The sequence below is a fragment of the Nocardia aobensis NBRC 100429 genome (genome assembly GCF_000308375.1).
GTDB lineage: Bacteria > Actinomycetota > Actinomycetes > Mycobacteriales > Mycobacteriaceae > Nocardia > Nocardia aobensis.
In genome coordinates this window covers 1-1,783 of sequence record NZ_BAFQ01000020.1, presented here as the reverse complement: position 1 = coordinate 1,783, position 1,783 = coordinate 1, and the positions used below count along the sequence as shown (strand labels likewise).

The window sequence follows — 1,783 nt, the reverse complement described above, 5'->3', positions numbered from 1 at the left end:
TGGGTGCGGCTGAATCTGGCGCGGGTCCACGCCCAGGTGGAATTCCTCAAACTGCTGAACTGGGAGATCGCCTCCGGCGCCGACGCGGGCGGCGACGCCGCGCCCCGGCCGTGGGATGCCTCCACCTGCAAGGTGCTCGGCACCGAATTGGCCACCGAGGCCTACCGACTGCTGATGGAGATTCTCGGACCGCAGGCATATCTGCGGCAGGACTCCCCCGGCGCGCAGCTGCGCGGACGGCTCGAGCGGATGCATCGCGCGTGCCTGATCCTGACCTTCGGCGGCGGCACCAACGAGGTGCAGCGCGACATCATCGCGATGACCGCCCTCAAACAGCCCGCTGCCGCCCGCTGAGCCGCGGACCGGTCGGAAACGTCGAAGAACTAGGAACAACGATGGATTTCACACTTACCGAGGGGCAGCAGGATCTCGCGCGGCTGACCGGCGAGGTCTGCGCCAAACTGGTCACCGCCGACCGGCTGCGGGAACTGGACAAGGCCGAGGTCCGCTTCGACGACCAACTCTGGCGGTCGCTGGCCGAGACCGGCGTGCTCGCGGCCGCGCTGCCGGAATCGGTGGGCGGCAGCGGACTCGGCGCCCTGGAACAGACCGCGATTCTGCGGGAGATCGGCAAATCCGCCGCCCCCGTGCCCTATCTGTGGTCGATCGTCCTCGGCGCCGGTGCGCTGGCCCGCTGGGGTGACGAGGCGCAGCGCGAGCTGGCGGCGAAAGCCGGTGCGGGCGAGACGATTCTGACCGTGGCACTGTCGGAGGAACGCAACTGGGAGCCGGCGAAGCCCACCACGACCGCGACCGAGGATGGCGGCTGGAAGCTGATCGGCGCCAAGACCGTTGTTCCCTTCGCCGCACAGTCGGCGCGAATCCTGGTGCCCGCCATGGTTTCCGGCAAGGCCGCGGTATTCCTGGTCGACCCGGCGGACGCGCGTGTCACGCCGCAGCAGGTGGTCGACCGCAGCCCGCAGGCCGAGGTCGAATTCGATTCCACCCCCGCCGAATTGATCGGCACCGTGGACGACGGCGCCGAGATCCTCGCGTGGCTGCTGAACCACGGCTGGCTCGGCCTGGCCGCACAACAGCTCGGAACCCTGGAGCGCGCGGTCGACCTCGTCGCCGAATACGGCCGCGAGCGTGAGCAGTTCAATCGCAAGATCGGCAGCTTCCAGGCGGTCGCGCAGCGGCTGGCCGACGGCTACATCGACCTGCAGGGGCTGCGGCTGGCGGTCACCCAGGCCGCGTGGCGGGTCGACGAGGGACTACCGGCGGAGGCGGAGATCCACACCGCCAAATTCTGGGCCGCCGAGGCCGGTCACCGCATCGCCCACACCGCCGTGCACGTGCACGGTGGCGTCGGCATCGACCGCGACCACATCGTTCAGTGCTACTTCACCGCCGCCAAACACAACGAGTTCGCGCTCGGCGGCGCCACCGATCACCTGCGCGCTCTGGGCACCCTCCTGGCCGAGGCCCACTGACGCAGGCGCTCGCCCGGGCCGAACCGCCGCTCCACCGGTTCGGCCCGGGCGAGTATTTCCCCGACGGTCTCCTCGACCGTGAGATCCGTTGTATCCAGCCATAATCCGATGCGAGGCGTTTCCGCGTGCAGCACGGTGTCGAGCTGCTCGACGGTGAAGACCCCGTAGGCTTTCTTGTCTCGACCGGCCTCGCGCCGGGCCACCGCGTCCGGACGCGGGGCCAGCACGACCACGTACACCGGGTCGGTACGGATCTGCTCGACCATCCACGGCAGCGATTCGCCCAGGAC

The 1,783-nt window shown here is 69.4% G+C and carries 2 protein-coding genes and 1 pseudogene; 2 read left to right on the top strand and 1 reads right to left on the bottom strand.

What is annotated here, in order from left to right:
• Together RJ03_RS02680 and RJ03_RS02675 are read left to right on the top strand one after the other, a co-directional pair.
• Positions 1 to 354: acyl-CoA dehydrogenase family protein (locus RJ03_RS02680; RefSeq protein ID WP_281032263.1), on the top strand; the 354-nt coding region annotated here is incomplete at its 5' end.
• 41 nt (positions 355 to 395) lie between these two features.
• A complete protein-coding gene (locus RJ03_RS02675) occupies positions 396 to 1,493 on the top strand; it encodes an acyl-CoA dehydrogenase family protein (protein WP_036497677.1) in 1,098 nt (365 codons plus the stop codon).
• On the opposite strand, the pseudogene RJ03_RS02670 reads toward RJ03_RS02675, so the two are convergent.
• A pseudogene (locus RJ03_RS02670) lies at positions 1,451 to 1,783 on the bottom strand (hypothetical protein); the annotation flags it as partial. The gene RJ03_RS02675 and the pseudogene RJ03_RS02670 sit on opposite strands and share 43 nt — an antisense overlap.